The organism is Jiella pacifica (assembly GCF_010500815.1).
In the GTDB taxonomy this organism is placed as follows: Bacteria; Pseudomonadota; Alphaproteobacteria; order Rhizobiales; family Rhizobiaceae; genus Jiella; species Jiella pacifica.
This window is the reverse complement of the sequence record NZ_JAAAMG010000005.1, coordinates 108,695-126,067: the sequence shown is the minus strand read 5'-3', so window position 1 is coordinate 126,067 and position 17,373 is coordinate 108,695. Positions and strand designations below refer to the sequence as shown.

At 67.2% G+C, this 17,373-nt stretch carries 19 protein-coding genes; 6 read left to right on the top strand and 13 right to left on the bottom strand.

Features of this window, described 5'->3' with window-relative positions:
- Positions 1-21 precede the first annotated feature (21 nt).
- The 7 genes from GTK09_RS08150 to GTK09_RS08120 all read right to left on the bottom strand — a co-directional run bounded on the left by GTK09_RS08150 (position 22) and on the right by GTK09_RS08120 (position 6,811).
- Complete coding sequence (locus GTK09_RS08150) at positions 22-1,017, bottom strand: branched-chain amino acid ABC transporter permease (RefSeq protein WP_163462599.1); 996 nt, start codon at positions 1,015-1,017, stop codon at positions 22-24.
- A gap of 2 nt (positions 1,018-1,019) precedes the next feature.
- Positions 1,020-1,907: a branched-chain amino acid ABC transporter permease gene (locus GTK09_RS08145; protein WP_163462598.1), complete on the bottom strand. Its 888-nt coding sequence runs from the start codon at positions 1,905-1,907 to the stop codon at positions 1,020-1,022.
- Between the two features lie 12 nt (positions 1,908-1,919).
- Positions 1,920-2,654 (bottom strand): ABC transporter ATP-binding protein, encoded by a 735-nt coding sequence (locus tag GTK09_RS08140; protein ID WP_163462597.1) that lies wholly within the window; start codon positions 2,652-2,654, stop codon positions 1,920-1,922.
- On the bottom strand, positions 2,647-3,411 hold the full coding sequence (locus GTK09_RS08135) for an ABC transporter ATP-binding protein (protein ID WP_163462596.1): 765 nt from the start codon (positions 3,409-3,411) through the stop codon (positions 2,647-2,649). Before GTK09_RS08135 ends, GTK09_RS08140 begins: the two co-directional genes overlap by 8 nt.
- A gap of 97 nt (positions 3,412-3,508) precedes the next feature.
- The gene (locus GTK09_RS08130) at positions 3,509-4,759 is read right to left on the bottom strand and encodes an ABC transporter substrate-binding protein (RefSeq protein ID WP_163462595.1); all 1,251 of its coding nucleotides are present in this window, start codon (positions 4,757-4,759) and stop codon (positions 3,509-3,511) included.
- 190 nt (positions 4,760-4,949) lie between these two features.
- On the bottom strand, positions 4,950-6,173 hold the full coding sequence (locus GTK09_RS08125; RefSeq protein ID WP_203560928.1) for an ABC transporter substrate-binding protein: 1,224 nt from the start codon (positions 6,171-6,173) through the stop codon (positions 4,950-4,952).
- A 119-nt stretch (positions 6,174-6,292) separates the two neighbouring features.
- Positions 6,293-6,811: a hypothetical protein gene (locus tag GTK09_RS08120; RefSeq protein WP_163462594.1), complete on the bottom strand. Its 519-nt coding sequence runs from the start codon at positions 6,809-6,811 to the stop codon at positions 6,293-6,295.
- A gap of 223 nt (positions 6,812-7,034) precedes the next feature.
- On the opposite strand from GTK09_RS08120, the gene GTK09_RS08115 reads away from it, so the two are divergent.
- Positions 7,035-7,517, top strand: a complete 483-nt coding sequence (locus tag GTK09_RS08115; RefSeq protein ID WP_203560927.1) for a helix-turn-helix domain-containing protein — start codon at positions 7,035-7,037, stop codon at positions 7,515-7,517.
- Positions 7,514-8,011 (top strand): DUF6456 domain-containing protein, encoded by a 498-nt coding sequence (locus tag GTK09_RS08110; protein ID WP_163462593.1) that lies wholly within the window; start codon positions 7,514-7,516, stop codon positions 8,009-8,011. The genes GTK09_RS08115 and GTK09_RS08110 overlap by 4 nt, the downstream gene beginning before the upstream one ends.
- 38 nt (positions 8,012-8,049) lie before the next feature.
- Here the strand turns inward: GTK09_RS08110 and GTK09_RS08105 are convergent, their stop codons facing one another.
- Positions 8,050-8,472, bottom strand: a complete 423-nt coding sequence (locus tag GTK09_RS08105) for a SufE family protein (protein WP_163462591.1) — start codon at positions 8,470-8,472, stop codon at positions 8,050-8,052.
- A 144-nt stretch (positions 8,473-8,616) separates the two neighbouring features.
- Entirely contained in the window at positions 8,617-9,234 is a 618-nt protein-coding gene (locus GTK09_RS08100) for a DUF5330 domain-containing protein (RefSeq protein ID WP_163462589.1), read from the bottom strand.
- 390 nt (positions 9,235-9,624) lie between these two features.
- On the opposite strand from GTK09_RS08100, the gene GTK09_RS08095 reads away from it, so the two are divergent.
- The 3 genes from GTK09_RS08095 to GTK09_RS08085 are packed head-to-tail and all read left to right on the top strand — an operon-like array spanning position 9,625 to position 12,509.
- A complete protein-coding gene (locus GTK09_RS08095) occupies positions 9,625-11,460 on the top strand; it encodes a sensor histidine kinase (RefSeq protein WP_163462587.1) in 1,836 nt (611 codons plus the stop codon).
- Positions 11,438-12,166, top strand: coding sequence for a peptidoglycan-binding domain-containing protein (locus GTK09_RS27965; protein WP_163462586.1), 729 nt, complete (start codon positions 11,438-11,440; stop codon positions 12,164-12,166). The genes GTK09_RS08095 and GTK09_RS27965 overlap by 23 nt, the downstream gene beginning before the upstream one ends.
- A gap of 10 nt (positions 12,167-12,176) precedes the next feature.
- Positions 12,177-12,509, top strand: a complete 333-nt coding sequence (locus tag GTK09_RS08085; RefSeq protein WP_163462584.1) for a DUF1491 family protein — start codon at positions 12,177-12,179, stop codon at positions 12,507-12,509.
- A gap of 25 nt (positions 12,510-12,534) precedes the next feature.
- Here GTK09_RS08085 and GTK09_RS08080 read toward each other — a convergent pair whose 3' ends face one another.
- On the bottom strand, positions 12,535-13,422 hold the full coding sequence (locus GTK09_RS08080; RefSeq protein WP_163462583.1) for a homocysteine S-methyltransferase family protein: 888 nt from the start codon (positions 13,420-13,422) through the stop codon (positions 12,535-12,537).
- 172 nt (positions 13,423-13,594) lie between these two features.
- Here GTK09_RS08080 and GTK09_RS08075 point away from each other — a divergent pair, with 172 nt between their 5' ends.
- Positions 13,595-13,828: a hypothetical protein gene (locus GTK09_RS08075; protein WP_163462582.1), complete on the top strand. Its 234-nt coding sequence runs from the start codon at positions 13,595-13,597 to the stop codon at positions 13,826-13,828.
- Between the two features lie 451 nt (positions 13,829-14,279).
- Here the strand turns inward: GTK09_RS08075 and GTK09_RS08070 are convergent, their stop codons facing one another.
- Genes GTK09_RS08070 through GTK09_RS08060 form a run of 3 tightly spaced genes read right to left on the bottom strand, consistent with a single transcriptional unit; the run spans position 14,280 to position 17,336 of the window.
- Positions 14,280-15,419 carry a Gfo/Idh/MocA family protein gene (locus GTK09_RS08070; RefSeq protein WP_163462581.1) on the bottom strand — a complete coding sequence of 380 codons (1,140 nt, stop codon included), beginning with the start codon at positions 15,417-15,419 and terminating at the stop codon, positions 14,280-14,282.
- Between the two features lie 20 nt (positions 15,420-15,439).
- Positions 15,440-16,204 carry a sugar phosphate isomerase/epimerase family protein gene (locus tag GTK09_RS08065; protein ID WP_163462580.1) on the bottom strand — a complete coding sequence of 255 codons (765 nt, stop codon included), beginning with the start codon at positions 16,202-16,204 and terminating at the stop codon, positions 15,440-15,442.
- A 31-nt stretch (positions 16,205-16,235) separates the two neighbouring features.
- Positions 16,236-17,336, bottom strand: coding sequence for an ABC transporter ATP-binding protein (locus tag GTK09_RS08060; RefSeq protein ID WP_163462794.1), 1,101 nt, complete (start codon positions 17,334-17,336; stop codon positions 16,236-16,238).
- Positions 17,337-17,373: the final 37 nt, after the last annotated feature.

Genomic DNA, 17,373 nt, shown 5'->3' with positions numbered 1-17,373 from the left:
AGGCGCTGCCGCCTCGGATCCTCAGCGCTTCATCAGGCGGATCGCCTCGCCGACGATGCCGCGGCGGAACAACAGCACGCAGAGCACGAAGACGACGCCGATGATCACCGTCACCGGCACGTCGGACGTCGCGAAATAATTCTGCATCGTCACCACCACCGCCGCGCCGAGCGAGGGGCCGAAGATCGTGCCCATGCCGCCGAGCAGCGTCATCAGCACGACTTCACCGGACATCTGCCAGGCAACGTCGGTGAGCGTCGCGATCTGCAGGACGATCGCCTTCATCGCGCCGGCAAGGCCGGCGATCGTCGCCGACATGACGAAGGCCGCGAGCTTGTAGCGCTCGACCCGGTAGCCGAGGGAGATCGCCCGGTTCTCGTTCTCGCGGATCGCCTGGAGCACGTGGCCGAAGGGTGAGTGGACGATCCGCCAGACGGCGAAGAAGCCGAACAGGAAGACCGCGAGCACGAAGTAGTAGATGTTGAGCGGGCGGTTGAGGTCGACGAGGCCGAGGAGATCGCCGCGCGGCACGCCCTGGATGCCGTCCTCGCCATGGGTGAAGGGCGCCTGCAGGAAGATGAAGAAGATCATCTGCGACAGAGCGAGCGTCACCATGGCGAAGTAGATGCCCTGGCGGCGGATCGCGAGGGCGCCGACGGCAAGGCCCATGACGCCGGCGCCGACTGCGCCGACGAGGATCGCCGAGAGCGGCTCGAAACCCCAGACCTTGGCGGCATGGGCGGCGAAATAGGCGGCGCCGCCGAAGAACGCCGCATGGCCGAAGGACAACAGCCCGACATAGCCGAGGAGAAGGTTGAAGGCGGTGGCGAACAGCGCGAAGCACAGCACCGTCATCAGGAAGACCGGATAGACGAAGAAGGGCGCCGCGATCAGCCCGGCGACGGCGATCACCGCGACGACAAGGCCGATCCGCGAAAGGCTCTTCTGCCGCCGATGGCCAGCTTCGGCGTCCGTGGCTTCGGGCGCGGCGGCGCCGGATTGGGTGAGGCTCGACATCGTCAGATCTCCTTGCCGAAGAGGCCGGCCGGCCGAAGCATCAGGACGATCGCCATGATGACGAAGACGACGATGTTGGAGGCTTCAGGATAGAACACCTTGGTCAGGCCTTCCAGAATGCCGAGCACGTAGCCGGTGACGATCGCCCCGCCGATCGAGCCCATGCCGCCGATGACGACGACGGCGAAGACGATGATGATGAGGTTCGAGCCCATCAGCGGCGAGACCTGATAGATCGGCGCCGCAAGGACGCCGGCAAGGCCGGCGAGCCCGGCACCGAGCGCGTAGGTCAGCGTCAGCAGCAGTGGCACGTTGACGCCGAAGGCCTGGACGAGCTGCGGGTTCTCGGTGGCGGCTCTGAGATACGCTCCGAGCCGGGTCTTTTCGATCAGGAGCCAGACGGCGAGGCAGATGACGATCGAGGCGACGACGACGAAGCCGCGATAGTTCGGCAGGAACATGAAGCCGAGATTGGTGCCGCCCGAAAGCAGGGCCGGCCCGGCATAGGGCTGCCCCGCCGCGCCGTAGTACCAGCGGAAGGTGCCCTCGATGATCAGCGCAAGTCCGAAGGTGAAGAGCAGGCCGTAGAGATGGTCGAGGTCGTAGAGCCGCGACAGCATGGTGCGCTCGATCAGCGCCGAGATCGCCGCGACGATCAGGGGCGCGATGATCAACGCAGGCCAGAAGCCGATCCCGGTATAGAACAGCAGCAGGTAGGCGGTGAAGGCGCCGAGCATGTATTGCGCGCCGTGGGCAAAATTGATCACCCTGAGAAGCCCGAAGATCACCGCCAGGCCGAGCGACAGGAGCGCATAGAACGACCCGTTGATGAAGCCGATCAGGAGCTGGCCGAGGAGGGCGGGGAGGGGAATGCCGAAGAGCATCGTCATCGCGTCAAATCCTCACACGCCCACGACTTCGTGCAGCCGGTCGATTCTGCTCTCGAGCTCGGCCGTCGGGAAGCTTTCCAGGATGTGCCCGTCCTCCATCAGATAGAAGCGGTCGGCGACCTTTCTGGCGAAGCGGAAGTTCTGTTCGACGAGCAATAGCGTCATGCCCTTCTTCTTCAGTTCGATCAGGACGTCGCCGATTCTCTGGATGATGACGGGCGCGAGCCCCTCGGTCGGCTCGTCGAGGAGGATGATCCTGACGCCGGTTCGAAGGATCCGGGCGATCGCCAGCATCTGCTGTTCGCCGCCGGAGAGCTTCGTGCCCGGCGAATTGCGCCGTTCGGCGAGGTTGGGGAAGAGGTCGAAGATCTCCTCGACGCTCATGCCGCCCTCGGCGACCTTCGGCGGCAGCATGAGGTTCTCCGTCACCGACAGAGTGGCGAAGATGCCGCGCTCTTCCGGGACATAACCGATGCCGTGATGGGCGGTGCGGTGCACCGGCACCTTCATCATGTCCTCTCCGGCGATGCGGATCTCGCCCTCGCGGCGGGGAAGAATGTTCATGATGGCGCGCAAGGTCGTCGTCTTGCCGGCGCCGTTGCGCCCGACGAGGGTGATCGTCTCGCCTTCGTGGAGATCGAGAGACACACCATGGAGGACGTGGCTTTCGCCGTACCAGCCATGGAGATCGCGGACCTGCAGCAGCGGTTCCTTGCCGGCGGGGCGCTCGGTCACAGCCCTACTCATCCTCGCTCCCCATATAGGCCTCGCGCACCCGCTTGTCGTTGCTGACCGCCGCATAGTCGCCCTCGGCGAGGATTTCGCCGCGGGCGAGCACCGTGACCCGGTCGCAGAGGTCGGCGACGACGTTGAGATTGTGTTCGACCATCACCACCGTCCGGCCCTTGGCGATGCGGCGGATGAGATCGGAGATGCGGCCGATGTCTTCGGCGCCCATACCGGCCATCGGTTCGTCGAAGAGCAGCACCGGCGGATCGAGCGCGAGAGTGGTGGCGATTTCCAGCGCGCGCTTGCGGCCATAGGGCAGTTCCGCCGCATCGTAGGCGGAGAAGGCGGACAGGCCGACGGCATCGATCAGCCGCTCGGCCTCCTCGTTCAGCCGGCCGAGCAGGCGGTTGGAGCGCCAGAACTGCACCGCGAGCCCCTCCTTGCGCTGCAGCGCGACGCGGACGTTGTCGAGGACGGTCAGATGCGGAAAGACGGCCGAAATCTGGAACGAGCGCACGAGGCCCAGCCGCGCCACGTCGGCGGGCTTCACCTTGGTGATGTCCTCGCCGCGAAAGACGATCCTGCCCTCGGTGGGAGTGAGGAACTTGGTCAGGAGATTGAAGACCGTCGTCTTGCCGGCTCCGTTCGGGCCGATGAGAGCGTGGATCGTGCCTTCCATGACGTCGAGATCGACGTTGTTCACGGCCTTGAAGCCGAAGAATTCCTTGGTGAGGCCGCGGGCCGACAGGATCGCGTCCGACGAGGTGGCGCTCATTGCGTTCGGGTTCTCCTGGCGTGATCGATCCATGACCGGGCTGCGGCCGTTGCCTCGGCGTGACCGGCGGCCCGAAGCGACCGCCGGTCTCGGTGGTTCAGTTCTTCGGGAAGGACGACACGTCGCAGCCGCTCTCGGCCACGGTGGCGTAGGCCTTGTCGCCCGGGATTGTCTCGATCTGGTTGTAGAGATCCCATTCGCCGGTCGATTCTTCCGGTGTCTTCACCTGGAAGAGATACATGTCATAGACCATGCGGCCGTTCTCCAGGACCTTGCCCTTCTTGGCGAAGAGGTCCTCGACCGGCATCTCGTGCAGCTTCCTGGCGACGGCTTCGGTCTCGTCGGTGCCGGCTGCCTTGATCGCCTTCAGATATTGCAGCACCCCGGAATAGGTGCCGACATGGAGCATGTTCGGCATCTGCCCGTGTTTTTCCATGTAGCGCTTGGCGAAGGCGCGGTTTTCGTCGTCCTGATCCCAGTACCAGCCGGCCGTCAGATAAAGCCCTTGCGCGCCCTTGGTGCCGAGCGAATGGGCGTCGGTCAGGGTCAGGAGCAGCGAGGCCATCTTCTGGCCGGCCTGGGTGAGGCCGAACTCGTTCGCCGCCTTGACGGCGTTCGAGGTGTCGAGGCCGGCATTGGCAAGCCCGATCACCTTGGCGCCGGACGACTGCGCCTGCAGGATGAAGGACGAAAAGTCGCTGGTCGACAGCGGGTGGCGGACGGCGCCCAGCACCTTGCCGCCATTCGCCTCGATCACCTCGGTGGCCTGGCTCTGCAGCGAATCGCCGAAGGCATAGTCGGCGGTGAGGAAGAACCATGTGTCGTCGCCGCCGCGCACCAACGCGCCGGCCGTGCCGCGCGACAATGCACGGGTGTCGTAGGCCCACTGGAAGCCATAGGGGCTGCACTGGCTGCCGGAGATCTCGGCCGAGCCGCCGCCCGAGACGATGGTGATCTTCTTCTTCTCGCGCGACAGGCTTTGGACGGCGAGCGCCACCGACGAGGTCGGCAGGTCCATGATCGCGTCCACCTTGTCCTCGTCGTACCACTGGCGTGCGACGTTGGAGCCGATGTCGGCCTTGTTCTGATGGTCTGCGGCGACGATCTCGATCGGCGCCCCGAGGACGGTCCCGCCGAAATCTTCTACGGCCAGTCTCGCCGCGACGACCGATCCCTCGCCGCCGGTGTCGGCATAGACGCCGGAGCGGTCGTTCATGATGCCGATCTTGACGACGCCGTCCGAGATCTCCTGTGCGCTGGCCGATCCGGCCAGGGCCAGCGAGCCGGCGATCAGCCCGGCTGCGAGACCGGACCTTCGGCGCGATGCGCCGCTTCTGACAATGTGCATGCTGTTCTCCTCCCAGAGTTCATCGCGCCCCCTCTTCTCCCGGAAGGGCGCAACATGCATTGGATGGCGGGCAGGGTTCGACTGCAAGTGGTTTGTTCGACAAACTTCGGATTGCAGCCGGGCCACCCCAAGAGGAAGCCGAGCGGGAGGGGCAAACATCGGGCGCCTCCCTCCCGTTTCGGGTCGGTGCTCAGTTGGCGAAGGCGGAGACGTCGCAGCCGGAGTCTTCGACCGACAGGAAGGCCTCCTTGCCGGGAACTGCGGAAACCTCGGTGTAGTAGTCCCACTCGCCCTTCATCTCGTCCGGCTTCTTCACCTGGAAGAGATACATGTCGTAGACCATGCGGCCGTTCGCCTGGACCGTGCCCTTCTTGGCGAAGAGATCCTCGACCGGCAGCTCGTGCAGTTTGGCGGCGACGGCCTTGGTCTCGTCGGTGCCGGCGGCCTTCACCGCCTTCAGATAGCTCAGCACCGCCGAATAGGTGCCGGTCTGGATCATGTTCGGCATCCGCCCGGTCTTTTCCATGAAGCGCTTGGCGAATTCGCGGTTCTCGTCGTTCTGGTCCCAGTACCAGCCCTCGGTGAGGTTCAGCCCCTGGGCCGCCTCGGCGCCGAGACCGTTGACCTCGGCGAGGGTGAAGAGCAGGGCGGCGAGCTTCTGGCCGCCCTGGACGATGCCGAATTCGGAGGCTCCCTTGATGGCGTTGGCGGTGTCGAGGCCGGCATTGGCGAGGCCGATGACCTTGGCGCCGGAGGACTGGGCCTGCAGTAGGAAGGACGAGAAATCGTTGGTCGCCAGCGGATGGCGAACCGAGCCGAGGACCTCGCCGCCCGATTCCTTGACGAAGTTGCCGGTCTGCTCCTCGAGCGAATAGCCGAAGGCGTAGTCCGCGGTCAGGAAGAACCAGGTGTCGCCGCCGGCCTTGACCAGCGCGCCGCCGGTGCCGACGGCGAGCGCATGGGTGTCGTAGGCCCAATGGAAGCCATAGGGGCTGCACTGCTTGCCGGTGAGCTCCGTCGTCGCCGCGCCGGTGACGATGTCGATCTTGCCCTTTTCCTTCGACAGGCCCTGGACCGCGAGGGCGACCGAGGAGGTCGTCAGCTCCATGATCGCGTCGACCTGCTGCGTGTCGTACCATTCGCGGGCGATGTTCGAGGCGATGTCCGGCTTGTTCTGGTGGTCGGCGTTGATGATCTGGATCGGCTTGTCGAGCACGGTGCCGCCGAAGTCTTCGGCCGCCATCTCGGCCGCCGCGACCGACCACTTGCCGCCGAAGTCGGCATAGACGCCGGACTGGTCGTTCAGGATGCCGATCTTGACGACGTCGTCCGATACCTCCTGCGCGAAGGCGCCGGCGGGCATGGCGAGGCCGGCGACGATCGTCGCGGCAAGAAGGGATTTGTCGATGCGCATGCGAATTCCTCCCGAATGGACAAGCAAAGACCCCGATCTCCTCCCGGGCTCTTCCTCTCGGCGCGATGAGAGACAGCGAGCGGACCAATGTCAACGGTCTGATTCTGCGTCATGCCCGTCTATTGGCCGACATTAGACTTTGGTCGCAGAGTGTCCGGCCGGCGCCGATGCTTCGTTCGGCGAGGCGGCTGCGAGGGCGAGTCTTTCCCGGTCCGTCGTGGCCGCTCGTGCGGCTTCCCGGTCGTTCCGCGACCATCGTGCGCCGGTCCGGCTTCGCCCGGCGTTGCCGCGATCCAGCTGCCGTTTCCGGCCAGCCAGCGCGTCAGACGGGCGACGACGATGTGGCGGTTGATGTCGTAGCGCGGGTCGCGGCTGCGGCTGAGGCGCGTCTGGCGGTGGAGCTCCCGGCTGACGCGCTCGCTGACCGTGGCGCGAACCGAAACCTCGAGCCGGCCGGCATCGTCCTCGCCGCAGGCCTCGGCGATGGAGGGGCCGGCCGCGCCGTAGCGGCGCAGCGCCGCCTGCAGTTCGAGCCGCTCTCGCGTGATGCGGTCCAACTCCCGCCGCGCCTCCACCTGGCGGCGAATCCGAGCGGACATGATTTCGAGGAGAGGGGCGAGATCGTCGGTCGTCGTCACGGTGAAACTCCGGGCTGAGGGGCACCGGTCAGCATCGCCGACGTGAGGCGGGGCGGGGATATCTTCCTTGACGCGGGGCCGCAGATTGCTCCGAAAAATTGCCGTAGAGCGCTGATGAGTATGGCATCGGCAGGTGGCGTCGCATTTTTGCATATTAGGAAGATATTCACATATCTGCCGGTTTGGCCTATAACCGGGTGAAGCCAAGCCAGGAGACCGAGCCATGCAGCAGGCAATGCCGCACGAAACGAACGGTGCAACCGAAGGGTGCCGGAAGCCGCCCTTGTGGTGGGAGGCGGCGGGGGCGTTGATGCGCGGTCCCGCAGACTCGGCGACCGGAGGAGACGATCGAGATCGCCTCGCCGACGCCGCCTGTCGCCTGGCCCAGGAGATCGCGGCTCTGGGCTTCGACGTGCCGGTGGCCGAGATCCGCCGCCCGAGCCGCGCCGAGAGCCGGGCCTGCGACGCCCGTCACGCGGCGATGTATCTCGCCAACACCACCTTCGGCATCTCGCTGACGCGCATCGGCGCGGCGTTCGGCCGCGAGCGCACGAGCATCGCCTACGCCATTCGGAGGGTCGAGGACTGGCGCGACGACGCTGCCTGCAATCTCATGCTGGAGCGGCTTGAGGCGCTGGCGATCACCGCCTGCCGGACCATCGACACCGGCATCGCCGTCAAGCTTTCCTCGAAGGTGCGGCGATGAGCGCGGGGCCGGGCTTCAACGAGGAGGAAACGCCGCTGACGCGGCTGGCGACCCGGCGCGGCCGCGACGGCGAGCCGTTTCTAACCGCCACCGAGGCGATGGCGGGCGAACGGATCCGCGCCGACTTCACCCGTGGCCAGATGACACCGTCGCTCACCCAGCGCTGGGACGCCATGCCGCGCGCCCCGCGGCGGGGCGGGGGAGCCGAACTCGGCGACACCGCGATCGATGCGAGGAAACGGGTCTCGACCGCCTGCGAGGCCGTCGGCCCGGAGCTCTCCGGTCTCGTCCTCGACGTCTGCTGCTTCCTCAAGGGGCTGGAGACGGTGGAGCGGGAGCGGCAGTGGCCTGCGCGTTCGGCAAAGCTCCTCCTGAAGACGGCGCTCGCCATGCTCGCCCGGCATTACGGCTTCGATTGCGATCGCCAGGGCCGGGAAGGCCGCATCCGCCGTTGGCGGGCGCCGATGGAGGAAACGGTCGAACGGAGCCGGTGAAAAACGTCGGCCACTTCTTCTCTGGCGATCGGCGGCCCTCACGCCGCGGCGGCGGCCTCTCGGGCATCGTTCTTGATCCGCGCCACCATCGACCTGAGGCCGTTTGAGCGCTGCGGCGTCAGGTGCTCCTGAAGCCCGAGGCGGGAAAACAGTGCCTCGGCGTCGAGCGCCGCGATCTCCCCGGCGCGGCGGCCGGAGAAGAGGGCGAGCGCGATTGCGACGAGCCCCTTGACGATGTGGGCGTCCGAGTCGCCTCGGAAGGTCAGGTGAGGCGGGCTTTGCCCGTCGCTCTCGCTGACCAGCCAGACCTGGCTGACGCAGCCGCGCACCTTGGTCTCCTCGGTCATCTCGTCCGGGGAGAGATCGGGCAGCGCCCGGCCGAGCTCGATGAGATAGCGGTATCTGTCTTCCCAGTCGTCGAGAAGCTCGAAATCCGCGATGATCTCGTCGATCGTCTGCATGGTCGCTCCGGTCTCAGGCGCTGTGGTCTGGCTGCCGGATCGGCCCGAGATTCGCTGCAAGGCCAAGGTTGGCCTTGCTTCGTCTCGAACCATCCGGTCGTCGCTCTCGGCGTACCGGACATATAGGTGCTGCGGTCGGCACTGTCAGGTCCGGGGCGCGGGCACCGGCACCGGCACGATCTGCGCGAGGCGCCGGCTTGCCGTCGACGTCGGCAGCGGCCGGTTCTCCACCCGCGGCAGGCGGCCGCCGTCCTTCATCGTGACGCCGTGATCGGGGGCGGCATTCGTCGCGCTATCCAGCGCCCGGTCGCTGGGGATGGCGACGCGTGGCGACGCGGCGGTCGATGTCTGGATTGCAGCGGTGGTCACCGCATCGGTGCGCACCGGCGAGGCCGGAACGGGGAGAGCTGCTTCATCGCCGGCTACGGCGCGCGGCCTCGCCTCGACGGTCTCCGCGGTCCGCACCGCGTCGCCGGCCGTGCTTGTCCCACGACGCTCCGACACCGCCGAGCCGACGAAGCCGTAGGCGATCGCGAGCCCTTCGGCGACCCGCTCGCCGGCGAATCTGGCGACGTCACCGCCGGCGGCGCAGGCCGAAGGCGCCCGATCGCAGAAGTTCGACAGATCGGAAACCGCCGCCTGTGCGCCATAGAGCAGCGCGAAGGAATTGATCTCCGGCCCCGCGCCGCCCTTGTCTTCGCCCGGCACGACGAGTGCGATCAGCCCCAGAAAGAAACCCACCTTGATGACGAAGCGAATCATCGCCGTTCCCCGTCCCGTTCATCTCGCGCCGCGATCCCGACTCTCCGTTCGGCTCACGGCTTCATTCCAGCCATCTTGGCAGGCGGGCTGGAAGGTCACGTTGAAATTGCTCTGAAAATTTTAGCAAAACCCGATCGATTCGGGCCGACGCGGAGACGGAAAGCCTGGACGGAGCCGGATCTACCTCCTCGTTTCTGTTCGTTAACCATGTTCGCAGGTCGAGAACGTATGAAACGCATAGTTTCCTGGGGATCGCAGGCCTCGGACAAGGTCGCCGCCCGCCCGGCTTATGGCTTCCTTAATGCGCCCCGGCCATGATCGCCCAGTCGGTTAGGAGTCGTTTGGCGGCCCAGCCGGCACGTCAGATGATCTGCCAAGGTGAGACGAAGTATGAGGCAAGCGTCGAAGCGTCCAGCGGGCACAGGACGGCGTGTCCCATGGGCCGCGATCCGCTTCCTGAACCTGCGGCTCGACCAGTTCGTCGCGCCGTCGATCACGGAGGGCGGCGAGCGGCGCTTCCAGGCGTTCGTTCTGCGGCTTTTCCTCGTCCTCGCCCTCGGCACGGCCGTTTCGGCCCCGCTTCTTCTCGTCATGGGCAATTCGGCTTCCGTGACGGCCTTTCCGCTCATCCTCGCGGCCGTGGCGCTTGCATCGGCAGCCTATCTGTCGATCGCCGGGCGTCCGGACGCGGTGCTCTGGCTCTGGGGCACGATCGTCTCCGTCGGGCTTGCGATCGCGGCCCATGGCAATCTTGAGATGGCGAAGTTCGCGCCGGTGATTCTCGCCGTTCTGCCGCTCGAGGCCGCCGCTGCAGGACGCTATCGGCTGGCGGGCGGACTGACGGTGGTTTCGCTTTGCTGCGGCAGCCTGCTTCTTGCCGGAGGCTTTGGCGTCTCACGGCTGCCCGTCGCCGAGACCGCGCTCGGGCTCCTCGTGCTGTTCTATGGTCTGCGGTTCGTCGGTCTGAGGCGTCGTCCCGCTCAGGCTAGCCTGGCCGACGACCGGACTGGCGATTTCGTCGAACGTCTGGCTCGCCGTCGGGCGGCCGAATCGTTCGGGGCGATGATGTTCGAGGTCTCGCAAGGTGGCCGGATCGACCACGCCTCGACGAAGGCCGCGGAGGCGATAGCCGGCCGCGGCTGGGGCTGTCCCGGCGAACTCTTCGGCGAATTGTGCCACGTCGCCGACCGGCTGTCGGTCATGCAGGCGATCGATGCCGCGCGCGCCGGCGGCGAGCCGGGGCCGATCGAGGCGCGGCTGAAGGTGGCGCATGGCGGCTTCGACCGCTTCGTCCTGACGATCGATCGCATCGAGGAAGCCGACGAGGCCGGCGCATTCCTCGCTCCCGTCGTCTCCATCGCGCTCGCCGCCGCATCGGTCGGCGAGGCGATGGGCGATGCCGACGTCGAGACGCTGAAGGAGGCTTCGGCTGCCAAGAGCCGGTTTCTCGCCACCGTCAGCCACGAACTGCGCACGCCGCTCAACGCCATCATCGGCTTTTCCGACGTCCTCGATCAGGAGTATTTCGGCGGCTTCGAAAGCTCCAAGCAAAAGGAATATGTCGGCCTGATCCGCCAGTCGGGCGAACATCTCCTGTCGATCGTCAACACCCTCCTCGACGTCTCGAAGATCGAGGCCGGCCGTTACGAACTCGATCCTGAGCCGTTCGAGTTGTCCGTCCTGATGGCGGATGTCGGCGACTTCATGCGCGAGGAGGCCCGCCGCAAGGGGCTTCGGCTCGACGTGAGGTCGGGCGCCGGCGTCACCCTCGTTGCCGATCGCAGGGCCTGCCGCCAGATCCTCCTCAACCTCGTCGCCAACGCCCTGAAGTTCACCGAGACGGGGGCAGTGACGCTGGAGAGCCGCGTGCGCAACGGCTTCTGCGAGCTTTTGGTCAGCGACACCGGCATCGGCATCGCCGAGGCGGACATCGCGCGTCTCGGAATTCCGTTCGTCCAGGTTTCCTCCGGCCTGTCGCGGCGCTACGAGGGGACCGGCCTCGGCCTGTCCCTGGTCAAGGGACTCGCCGAACTCCACGGTGGTGGCATGGCCGTCGAGAGTCAGCCCGGCGTCGGCACGATGGTAACGATCCGCCTGCCCGCCGCCGGGTTGCCCACCGCTGAAGACCCGTCCGATTCACCACAGGAAAAGATCGTCGCGTTGAGTGATGCCCGCAGCAAAACGAACTCCCAGACGCAAATCCGTGAAAACCGACGCTCGGCCTGAAGGCCTGCTCGACACCGCCGCGGCGCTGTCGTCGCGAGCGGCGATCGGCTTCCTGCGTCTCGTCGCGCGCCATCCTGCCCTGTCGACCGGGATCGCCATCTTCGCCGTGACCGCCACCAGCGTGACGGTCAACGGTCTCTATGAGCAGCACGGGCGGCATCAGAACCCGATGCTGGCGACGCGACTTGTCGCCAGCGCCCCGGCGCCCGAACGATTCGGCTCTGCCGCAAATACGGCGCCCGAGCTCTCGTCGGCGGCCCTTGAGGCGCCCACCGCCCCGGCACAGGCGGCACCCGCGCGGCAACGGGCGGCGGCAGAACCGTCCGCGCCGGCAGGTACGACGGCGCCGAGCCGTCTGGCGAACGTACCCGCGCCGGCGCCGAGGCCGCTCGAACGACGCGATCCCGAGGAGACCGCATCGATCTCGCCGGGGCAGGGCGGGCGTGTCGTCGCCCCCAGCGCCGCCAAGCGGCCGAAGAATACTTCCGGCTCGAGATTCGGCGGGCTCGCCGAGGCCGAAAGGGTGAAGATGATCCAGGCGGCGCTGTCCTCGGCCCAAGTTGCCAACCTCACCGTCGACGGCGTCCTCGGCGAGCAGACCAGGGCGGCGATCCGCACCTTCGAGGCACTGGAAGGCATGGACGTCACAGGCAACCCGGAGCCCCGTGTCCTCGAACGGCTTGCCGAGATCGGCCTCGTCGAATAAGCCGGTCGGCATGCGGATCACCAGCGAGATCTTCGTCGCTCAGCTCGTGCGACGGCTGTTTGCGGCCGGCGGCTTCGCCGCCGTGATGCGGCGCGGCGCGGATGCCGCGGGCGCGATCTTCGTCGTCGCCCGTTCGCGCGACGGTGGTATCACCCTCTTCGGGCCGGCGGTGCAGAGCCTCGCAGACGACGACGGCAGCCGGCGCTTCATGGCCGAGCAGGCCGCCGACGAGGCCGCCCTCGACGCGCGCTTCGTGAGGGAGGCGCGCTTCGACCCCGACTTCTGGGTGGTCGAGATCGAGACCGACTCCCCCGAAAGCTTCATCGACGTCGTCGAGGCCTGAGCCTTCGGGCTCAGCTACACGCTCCTCAGCAGTGAGCGTCGATCACCTGCCGGATGGCAGCGACATGGGCAGGCTCCGCCCCGCAGCAGCCGCCGAGGATGGTCGCGCCGCGGTCGATCGCCGCCTTCGCGAACCGGGCCATCGATGCCGGTCCCTCAGGGTGAACGGCCCTCCCGCAGACGAGCTGCGGCAAGCCGCAATTGGGCTTCACAGCGAGGCCGACGCCCGGCATGCGTTGCATCGCGGCGGCGCCGGCAAGCGCCGTGTCCGGCCCCTCGCAGCAATTCGCACCGATCGCCAGTGGCGCGACCTCGAGACCATCGAAGGCGGCGGCGAAGCCGGACGGAGACAGGCCGGCCGGCGTCGTCCCGCCGGCGCCGAAGCTGGCGGTGGCGACATAGGCAAGACCGGCGGCGATGGCGGCCCTTGCGGCGGCGCGGGCCTCGTCGGCCGACACCATGGTCTCGAGCCAGACGAGATCGACCCCTCCGGCCTTCAGCCCGGCAATCTGCTCAGCGAAGATCTGGGCGTTGTCGTCCTCGGCGGACGAACGCCCAGCCACCTTTCGCCGCCAGGTGGGCCCGACGGATCCCGCCACGAGCACCGGCCGCGGCGCACGCTCTGCCGCCCGACGCGCCAGCTCCGCGGCGAGCCGGTTCAGTTCGCGCGGTCGCGAGTCGGCGCCCCACAGGGCCAGGCGAGGGGCGTTCGCGCCGAAGGAGCACGTCAGGATGATGTCCGACCCGGCGGCCACGAAGGCGCGGTGGAGCGCGGCGATCTCCTCCGGCCGCTCGGTCAGCCATCGCTCCGGCGCCACGCCCTCGGGAAGACCCGCCGCAAGAAGGTTCGTACCCATCGCGCCATCGGCGAGGAGGACGACGTCGTCGTCGCGGCGGAACGGTGAAGCGATCATCGTCACACGGCTGCCATCGCGGTTTGATCTTTCGGGCCCGCTCATAGCAGTTTGGTGCCGGAACGCCCAAGGTTCGGGTCAGCTTTCCGTGGTCAGTTCGATCGACGGTCAGGTTCGGACCCGCGGTCGCTCCTGCCGCCGACGATCCGGCCGGTGAGGGGACCCGACCACCATGTATGAGCGCTCCGTCCGACGTCTCGAAGAGCCTGAACTCGTCAGTGCGCTGGTCAGTGCGCTCCTCAAGGCCGGGTATTCCCGCGACACGATCGAGCGGGCGCTGATCCGTCAGGCGCCGGTCGATCTCGACGTCTTCTCAGAATGCTACAAGCAGCTGACGGAAGCGAGCGCCGCCTTGCACGGGACGACGGAAGTTCGTCGAAAGTCCGGCGTCCAGCAGGCGGCCTGAGCGTCCGGCTCCGCCCATTCGTCCCGTGGTCGATCCGGCCGGCCGCAGAGAATCTCTTGCACTTGAGGACGATATCCGGCCCATCGCGGCGGCGGCGAGGCCGAAACGCTGGACCGACCGGGCGAGGACTCGCTCTCCGCGCCGATGGCCATCGCGCAAGGCGTTCCGCGGTGGTGGCGGTGCCCGGTCCGCACCCCAGACGGGCTTCGCAGTGGGCCTGGGGAGAGTTTTTTCGAGCTGATTTCTCCGAGTAAAGGGAACGGTAACCGCATCTCAGTAGAACTGTCGACGACACCGGATGTCGTTGGCTTCGAAGAAGGTTCCGCGTATCGGAGCGCTACATCCGGTGTCTCTCCTCATGCCGTGGCGAAGATTGTCCCGCACGCATCGATGAGGGTCGCGAGCATCTGGGATGCGGCGGTGCTCCCTGTCTGAAGAATCCCCGCTGGAATTACATCGCGCTGCTTAGCGCCAGGGCCGCAGCTTCGTCCAACGGCTCGGGCCTCTCGCATCGCTGCTCGATCTCGATGGTCCGCTGCGTCGTCGCTGCATCGACGATCGCGGTGAGAACGGCGAGGATGTGCAGCGCCACGTCGCCATTTGCCCGATGCGGCCGGCCGGCCTCGATCGCCGCCGCCATTTCCGCCAGGCCGAGGCCGCGGTAGTTGGCGAATCGTGGCTCGGCCACAGGCCAGTTGGCGGCACCGAAGGTCCGATCGGTCGTTGCAGTCACCTGCCATTCGGCGGGGCCGACGGCGAGCTCGATATCGCCGCCGAACCAGTTCGGATCGGGAACCCGCATCGAGCCTTCGGTCCCGTGGATTTCCAATGGCCGCAGCCCGTGGCGCCAGACGTCCCAGCTGGCGAGAAAGGTGATCTGCGCACCGCTCTCGAAGGACAGCAGCGCCTGGAGCGAGGTCAGCACCTCGACGGGGATCTCCTTGCCTTCGACGGGCGAGCCTGGCGTCGTCACCTTGCGGGTCTCGAAGGCGATCTGACCGGTCGCCTGGACGCTGGCGACAGGGCCGAGCAGGTTGACGAGGGCCGTCAGATAGTAGGGTCCCATGTCGAAGACCGGGCCGCCGCCGGGCTTGAAGAAGAACGTCGGATCGGGGTGCCAGTGCTCCATGCCGTGGGAGAGCACCGCCGCCGTGCCGAGCACCGGCCTGCCGATCGTGCCGGCGTCGACCATCTGCCGCGCCGTCTGGATCGAGGCGCCGAGCACCGTGTCCGGCGCGCAGCCGACCCGGAGCCCCCGACGCCTCGCGGCTTCGACGATGGCGATGCCGTCCGCGAGCGAACCCGCCAGCGGCTTTTCGGAATAGACGTGCTTGCCGCTTTCCAGCGCCGCGAGGGAGATCTCGGCATGGGCGGCCGGCACCGTCAGGTTGAGAACGACGTCGATGTCGTCGCGGGCCAGGAGCGCCGGAACGCCGACGGCTTCGATGCCGTATTTCGCCGCCTGGCGCTCCGCCGCCTCGGCCTTCAGATCGGCGCAGGCGACAAAGCGGATGCCGGGAAAGCGCGGCGCGTTGACGAGGTAGATGTCGGAAATGTTGCCGCAGCCGACGAGGCCGATGCTGAGGGTCATGGGATGGTCTTTCGATCAGGTCAGGCGTTGGCGGCGGAAAGTTCACGCATCTTGGCGGCGCTGACGCGGGCGAAGCGGGCAAAATCCGACGGCTTGTCGTGCTCGGCGATCATCAGGCTGGCGCCGGAGGCTGCCGAGATCCGCCAGAGTTCGTCCCAGTCGAGAACGCCGGCGCCGACGTCCGCCCAGCCGTCCTCGTCGAGGTTCTCGCCCGCGGGCGCGATGTCCTTGACGTGGACGGCGGCGATCCGGCCGGCATATCGTTCGAGCCAGGCGGCGGGATCGGCGCCGGCGCGGGCGATCCAGGCGAGATCGGCCTCCCACAGGACGCCTTCGGCGAGAACGTGCTCGATCGGCCACGAGCCGTCGGCAAGGGCAGCGAACTCGAAGTCGTGATTGTGCCAGGCGAGCCTCAGGCCCTCGTCGGCGCATTCGGCGGCAAGTTCGGCAAGGCGCGTGCCGAGTTCGCTCCAACCCGCGGCGTCCCGCGGCCGCAGGTCCGGCATCAGAAAGGGGATCACCACGGTCTCGATGGCGAGCGTACGGCAGATCTCGACCACCTGGTCGAGATTATCCTCCGCCAAGGCGAGGTCGAAATGGCCGCTCTTCGCCGTCAGTCCGGCTTCGTCGAGGGCTTTGCGGAAGCCTTTGGCGTCCTCGTAGTTCGGGCGAAAGGTCTCGACATTGGTGTAGCCGGCTTCGGCGAGCGTCTTCAGGACGTCGACGTCGGGCGGCGCGAGGCGGGCCGAGTAGAGCTGGAAGGAAATCGGGTCGGTAATGGCCATGGGGTGACGTCCTGATGGGGATTGTCGGCGATCAGAGGCGAAGGTCGGTCGCGGTGTCGAACACGCAGGCATTCGCCGGGTCGAAGGAAAAGCGGATGGTCTCGCCGGGGCGGATCTCGGTCTCGCCGTCGGTGCGGATGGTCAGGGGCGCGCCGGCAAGGCTGGTCCACACGATGGTGTCGGCGCCCATCGCCTCGACCAGATCGACCGTGCCTTCGCAGGCGAAGTGGCCCTCCGGCACCTCGCCGAGGCCGATGTGCTCGGGCCGGATGCCGAAGACGACGGCGCCGTCCGCCTTGGGCGGCCGGGCAAAATCGTAGCGCGACAGCGGGACGCGCACGTCGCCCAGTTCGGCCGCCGGGCCGTCCGCGCCGCTCCGAAGCGCGCCGTCGAAGAAGTTCATGCCGGGCGAGCCGATGAAGCCGGCGACGAAGCGGTTGACCGGCCGACGATAGATATCCTTCGGCGCACCCAGCTGCTGGATCACTCCGCCACGCATCACGGCGATCCGGTCGGCCAGGGTCATCGCCTCCACCTGATCGTGGGTGACGTAGATCATCGTGTTGCCGAGCCGCTGGTGCAGCTTCTTGATCTCGACGCGCAGCTCGTTGCGCAGTTTCGCATCGAGGTTGGACAGGGGCTCGTCGAACAGGAAGACGTCGACGTTCCGCACCAGCGCCCTCCCGATCGCGACCCGCTGGCGCTGGCCGCCGGAAAGCTCGGAGGGTCGGCGTCTCATCAGGCCGTCCAGCTGCAGGAGATCGGCGACGCGCTTCACGCGGGCCTCGATCTCGCTTTTCGGCAGGCCGGCGATCCTCAGACCGAAGGAGAGGTTCTTCTCGACGCTCATGCGCGGATAGAGCGCATAGGACTGGAACACCATGCCGATGCCGCGGTCCTTCGGCTCGGCCCAGGTGACGTTCTTGCCGTCGATCCAGATCTCGCCGTCGGAAATGTCGAGCAGCCCGGCGATGGCGTTCAGGAGGGTGGACTTGCCGCAGCCCGACGGCCCGAGCAGGACCAGGAACTCGCCCGGCGAAATCTCGAGGTCGAGGCCGGCGATCACCTTGTGGGCGCCGAAGGCGATGTCGAGGTCGCGGACGGAGACCGAGGAGTCCTCGCCGGCGGCCATGGCTCCGCCGGGTCGGGCCTTGCCGCTGTGGTCGCCG

What these genes read in the sequence shown, in the direction of transcription:
- GTK09_RS08080 (WP_163462583.1), bottom strand. Translation starts at nt 13,422, where the DNA reads ATGATCGCTTCACCGTTCCGCCGCGACGACGACGTCGTCCTCCTCGCC.
- GTK09_RS08110 (WP_163462593.1), top strand. Translation starts at nt 7,514, where the DNA reads ATGAGCGCGGGGCCGGGCTTCAACGAGGAGGAAACGCCGCTGACGCGG.
- GTK09_RS08145 (WP_163462598.1), bottom strand. Translation starts at nt 1,907, where the DNA reads ATGACGATGCTCTTCGGCATTCCCCTCCCCGCCCTCCTCGGCCAGCTC.
- GTK09_RS08125 (WP_203560928.1), bottom strand. Translation starts at nt 6,173, where the DNA reads ATGCGCATCGACAAATCCCTTCTTGCCGCGACGATCGTCGCCGGCCTC.
- GTK09_RS08095 (WP_163462587.1), top strand. Translation starts at nt 9,625, where the DNA reads ATGAGGCAAGCGTCGAAGCGTCCAGCGGGCACAGGACGGCGTGTCCCA.
- GTK09_RS08070 (WP_163462581.1), bottom strand. Translation starts at nt 15,419, where the DNA reads ATGACCCTCAGCATCGGCCTCGTCGGCTGCGGCAACATTTCCGACATC.
- GTK09_RS08060 (WP_163462794.1), bottom strand. Translation starts at nt 17,336, where the DNA reads ATGGCCGCCGGCGAGGACTCCTCGGTCTCCGTCCGCGACCTCGACATC.
- GTK09_RS08100 (WP_163462589.1), bottom strand. Translation starts at nt 9,234, where the DNA reads ATGATTCGCTTCGTCATCAAGGTGGGTTTCTTTCTGGGGCTGATCGCA.
- GTK09_RS08085 (WP_163462584.1), top strand. Translation starts at nt 12,177, where the DNA reads ATGCGGATCACCAGCGAGATCTTCGTCGCTCAGCTCGTGCGACGGCTG.
- GTK09_RS08135 (WP_163462596.1), bottom strand. Translation starts at nt 3,411, where the DNA reads ATGAGCGCCACCTCGTCGGACGCGATCCTGTCGGCCCGCGGCCTCACC.
- GTK09_RS08115 (WP_203560927.1), top strand. Translation starts at nt 7,035, where the DNA reads ATGCAGCAGGCAATGCCGCACGAAACGAACGGTGCAACCGAAGGGTGC.
- GTK09_RS08150 (WP_163462599.1), bottom strand. Translation starts at nt 1,017, where the DNA reads ATGTCGAGCCTCACCCAATCCGGCGCCGCCGCGCCCGAAGCCACGGAC.
- GTK09_RS08075 (WP_163462582.1), top strand. Translation starts at nt 13,595, where the DNA reads ATGTATGAGCGCTCCGTCCGACGTCTCGAAGAGCCTGAACTCGTCAGT.
- GTK09_RS08140 (WP_163462597.1), bottom strand. Translation starts at nt 2,654, where the DNA reads ATGAGTAGGGCTGTGACCGAGCGCCCCGCCGGCAAGGAACCGCTGCTG.
- GTK09_RS08130 (WP_163462595.1), bottom strand. Translation starts at nt 4,759, where the DNA reads ATGCACATTGTCAGAAGCGGCGCATCGCGCCGAAGGTCCGGTCTCGCA.
- GTK09_RS08065 (WP_163462580.1), bottom strand. Translation starts at nt 16,204, where the DNA reads ATGGCCATTACCGACCCGATTTCCTTCCAGCTCTACTCGGCCCGCCTC.
- GTK09_RS08105 (WP_163462591.1), bottom strand. Translation starts at nt 8,472, where the DNA reads ATGCAGACGATCGACGAGATCATCGCGGATTTCGAGCTTCTCGACGAC.